Annotated in this window: 2 protein-coding genes; one reads left to right on the top strand and one right to left on the bottom strand. The window is 68.5% G+C overall.

The window, feature by feature from the left end:
- Positions 1-151 precede the first annotated feature (151 nt).
- Complete coding sequence (locus tag ACFRFC_RS37910) at positions 152-712, top strand: DUF6262 family protein (RefSeq protein WP_382680141.1); 561 nt, start codon at positions 152-154, stop codon at positions 710-712.
- A 59-nt stretch (positions 713-771) separates the two neighbouring features.
- Here the strand turns inward: ACFRFC_RS37910 and ACFRFC_RS37905 are convergent, their stop codons facing one another.
- Positions 772-3,441 carry a Helicase associated domain protein gene (locus tag ACFRFC_RS37905; protein WP_382680175.1) on the bottom strand — a complete coding sequence of 890 codons (2,670 nt, stop codon included), beginning with the start codon at positions 3,439-3,441 and terminating at the stop codon, positions 772-774.
- Between the last annotated feature and the right edge of the window lie 1,153 nt (positions 3,442-4,594).

The raw sequence follows: 4,594 nt of genomic DNA, 5'->3' as shown, positions 1-4,594 counted from the left end.
TCGACCGCTCCCTCATCTACGCCTACGCCTTCCGCCACTCCTACGCACAACGCCAGGAGATCGAGGAAGCCAGCACCATCCTGCGCAAAGCCCGCGCCGGCAACACCCACACGCTCCTGCCGCTCACCACCGTGCCCAGGACCGACCCGACATGAACCCCCGCGGCAACCCGCACACTCTCGCCCAGGCCCGCCGCCGCGCCAGCCTCGACAAACACCAGCGAGCCCTGACCGCACTCACCACCCTGGAACAACAGGGCGAAAAGATCACTCACACCGCGGTCGCCCGCGCCGCCGGCGTCTCCACATGGCTCACCTACACCGAAGGCATCCGCGAGCACATTGAAGCCGCACAACAACGCCAGCACCCCACCACCCCCTCGCCCGCCCGCACCCGCAGCACCACCGCCACGCTGCGCACAGAACTCGAGCTCGCCAGGCAGGAGATCCGGACCCTGAGGGAAGACAGAGACCGGATGAGGAAGGCCGTCCAGCACCAGCTCGGGCAGCAACTCGACGCCCTCGACACCGGGCACCTGACCGAACGCGTCGACGAACTCACCCGGAACAACCAACGGCTCGAAGACAGCCTCCAGCAGGCCACCGACGACAACCACCGGCTCCAGGCCCGCGTGGGCACCCTGGAAGCAGACCTGGCGGCAGCACGCACCAGCCTCCGACGGATGATCCGAGAGGAGAACACCAACCGCTGAGGCGGGTCCAGACCCCCCGCAGGACACGCCACGCTTCAGCAACCCGACAGACCCTGCTGCTAAGCCCAGTCGACTCCAAGTTCGGTGAGTGCGGTGCGCTGGTCGTGGGTGAGTTTGTCGCGGCGGGTTTTGGTGTTGGAGATCCATACGCCGAGCTTGTGCTGGTGTTCCTGGCCGTCGATGACGACGGCTTCGACGTGCCCTCTCGGTACTGCCTTGTGGGCGCCCTCGCGCTGGACCCACTGGGCGAGGGCCGCCAGACCGCGCTGGAAGCCTGATGCTTTCCCGGATGCCTTCGAGCCGTCCGTGGTGGCTGGTGCGGGCTGTTCGGCGGGCTTCACTCCCAGGCTTGAGAGTCTGCGCTGCTGCTCCTCGGAGAGCTGGAACCAGTCGTGGGACTGTCGTTGCAGCCATCGTCCGAGGTCGTCGCCTTCGAAGAGCACTCCGGGCTCGACGGCCGGGAGGATGCCGTCGGGTTCGTCGGCGGTGAGGTCGGTGAGGACGCGGTAGTGGCGCTGCCAGTCGAGGGGCCAGGGGCAGTTCCAGTCGGGGTCGATCGCGGCCAGCTGCGCGGCCCGGACCGTGGCGCGTTCGGGGTTCTTGCCGAGGCCGTGGAGGCGGCGGAGGTTGGCCATGTGTTCCCCGACCGGGGCCAGTTCGCTGTCGGCGTTGCCCCATACGGCGTCGCGTCGGGGGGCGAGGTGGCCGTGGGCGCGGTGGTAGGAGCGCAGGACGGCGAGTTTGGTCTCCCAGGCTTCCTCGCCGGGTTCCCACACCATGCCGGCCTCGTCGAGGAGTTCCTGGCGGTGGTCGTCGAGTTCACCGGCGCGGTAGGTCCGCCGCTGCTGGTGGACCCAGCGCCCCAGGGGGAAGTCCTTCGTGACGCCCACCGTGGTCTCGGTGTCGTAGGGGACGGCGTACAGGCCGGTGATGTGGTGCTCCTTCCTCCAGCGCAGCAGGGCCTGGTAGCCCTCGAGCCACACCAGGGATTCGGGCCGGTAGACCCGCGTGCGCAGGAACGCCGCGATCGTCGCCGCGTCGCGGGGGCTGGAGAAGTTCAGCAGCACGGACTCCACCGCCCCCTGCGCACCGTCCCGCTCCTCGGCACCGTCTCCTTCGCCGCCGGCCCCGACGATCCGCCCGTCCTCGTCGCGGACGAGGTGGTGCGGCTTGGTCCGCGGCTGCCTGGTCAGGGCGTGGGAGGCGAGTTGTTCGACGAGGCGTTCCGAGTGGGAGCGCAGGCCCTGGAGAACGGCCGTGAGAGGGCGGAACGAGGCGCTGGCGACCATGTCGGTGGGATCTTCGCCGGGTTGAAGGAAGACGGGCACGATGATCCGCGCGACCTTGGCGGTGCCGTCGGGGTTCGGGCGCAGGGCGCGGCCGATGTTCTGGACGATCTCGACCTGGGAGCCGCGGGTGTCGGCGAAGCAGATCGCCTCGACACCGCGCGCGCCGGTGATGTCGACGCCCTCGCCCAGGACCCGCACGGAGGCGAGGAAGGCCCGGTGCACGCGTCTATTGTCGGCGTCGAGGCCGTCGGCGAACTGGCGCAGGACTTCGCGGCGTTCGGCGACGAGGTGGTCGCCGCACAGCCACGCCGACCACACCCGGTCCGGGGGCACGTGGCGGCCGGCCTCCAGCTCGTAGAACTCCGCGTCGATCGACGACTTAGGCAGGGCGTCCGCGCCGGCCAGGTCCCTGTCGGAGACCTCGGCTGCGTACAGCCGGGCTGCCGTCTGCGGCATCTTCTCCGCGAACGCGGCGGCTTCCTCGACCCGCTGGTGGAACGTCATGACCGTGCGGAGGTTGCGTGCGGCGGTGTGCTCCAGGAGGGCGGTCTGCAGCAGCGCCAGGCGCCGGCCGCGCAGCGCCTCCTCCGACAGCCCGAGGACGGGGGAGGGGTCGCGGATCTCCAGCACGTCGATCTCGAACCCGGCGAGGATGCCCCGCTCGATCGCCTCCGACAGACCGAGCTCGAACAGCCACTCGCCATACGGCCCGTCGGGGTCGCTGGCCATCGTCGCGATCTCCAGCTCCCGGCCGCCCGCGCCGCGCTGAGGGCGGGGCGAGGCGAGGATGCGCGGGGTCGCGGTCAGATAGAGCCGGAAGCCGGCGGGGATGCGGGCGTTGTCGTGGATCGCCGCCCACGGCCGCCCGAGATCACCGGTGGTTGAGTGGGCTTCGTCGACTACGGCGAGGTCGAACGGGGCCATTGTCTGTCCGTACAGCCGTTCCCCGCCCGCCAGAGCAGCCTCCAGCGGCCCGCGAACGCGTCCCTGACCCAGCGGGTCCTCCGGGTCGTCGCGGTCCACCAGGGAGGCGTACGTGGCGAACACAACCACCGGCCCCTTCCCCGCCCACAGCGCCAACTGGATTGCGTTCGTGGTGGTCCGTACGCCCAACTGCTCCAGGACCTCGTCCTTCTCCAGCGAGCACACCGCGACCATCGGCCCGTGGTGGCCGACCCTCCGCCACGCCTGGGCGGTCTGCACGAGCAGGTCGAGGGTGGGGACCATGACAAGGATCCGCCCGTCGCGGAAGCACTCCCGCGCAGCCCACGCGGCCGTGATCGTCTTTCCGGACCCCGTGGCGGACACCACCGTGGCGCGCGCCCCTTCTTCGGGAACCGATGATCTTGCAGGGAATCCGACCCACTTACGGATACGTGCAGTCGCATCCACCTGGTGTTCCCTGAGCACGATTTTCTGAATTCCAAACTGCACTGTCATCTGTTCCTCTTGCCGAGAGTCGCGTTGCAGCCGATGCCTCATCGAGCGGGGGGTGAGTTTTTGAGCACCGAGTCCTTTGAGGCCCCATTCATCGAGCCCGGAGTAGACCGTTGCCGTTCGGCATTGCGGTGCCAACATGCACTCAGCTTCCCCGCGGTAGACGGCCACAAGAGAGTCAGCTCCTCGCCACCAGGTGTCTGCGCGTCCGGCAACCTCCAAGACCGGTTCAAAGCCGTCGAGTTGCAGTGCCTCCACGGCTTCACCGGTCACCGTGGTGATAGTGAGGGCGCACCGGCGGGCATGGTCTGCGAGGGCCACCGACTCCACCCATCCCTTGATGCTGTCATGCAGAGGCACCCAAGTGCCGGCATGGATACCGAACTCCCCCTCAGGACCGATCATGAAGGCGTAGGGAAGCGCGGTGCGCTGCAGCCCGGCCCCGAACCACCAGCCCTCCGCCTCCACCCCCTCAGGAACGTCCGCACTCAGCGAACTGGGACCGCCGTCGTAGTGCGGAGACGGAGGGAGAGCTATCTCGCCCCAGATTTCCTGATACGCCACAGCACGGTCAATCTCCGCTGCCGGGATTCCATGCTCCAGCCACCGGGCCCGGTGCTGCTCCACACCAGGATCAGGAATCCGGTAACCGTGGATTCGGACGAAATATTGAGCCCTGCGCGTAAGCCCATCAGGAATCTTTCCCTGATCGTCACTTGATCCACCTCATCGACTCTGCTCACCCTGTCGAGCTCACACAGCCTTGATGGTGTAACTAGTTTCTCCCAACTCTACATGCTGCATCACATGGAGGCATGCACTACGCTGAAACTCGACACGAACGAGCAGCCCCTCCCCGTAGCCAGCCAGGCCCGCGCCAGCGGGCCCGAAGGGACTGGAGGCGCAGCCGGAAGGACCGTTGAGGGCAGGGGAGCGCAGCGGACCTGCCCGGCCGGCCTGGAGCGTCAGCGGAGGGCCGGATCCAGGACAAGTCCTGCTGCTCCGGGAGCGCAGCGGACGGAGCGGCAACCTGACTGCGCAGCAGTCAGGTTGAGTGGGACGCGCAGCGTCCCGCCAGCGCTCCCGCGGAGCGGGAGCGCAACAACCGCGCGCGGCGCGGTTGTTCGCTTGCACATCGCGCAGCGATGTGGTACCC

This window comes from Streptomyces sp. NPDC056734 (assembly GCF_042790455.1).
Lineage (GTDB): Bacteria > Actinomycetota > Actinomycetes > Streptomycetales > Streptomycetaceae > Streptomyces.
This window is presented reverse-complemented; position numbering and strand designations above follow the sequence as displayed.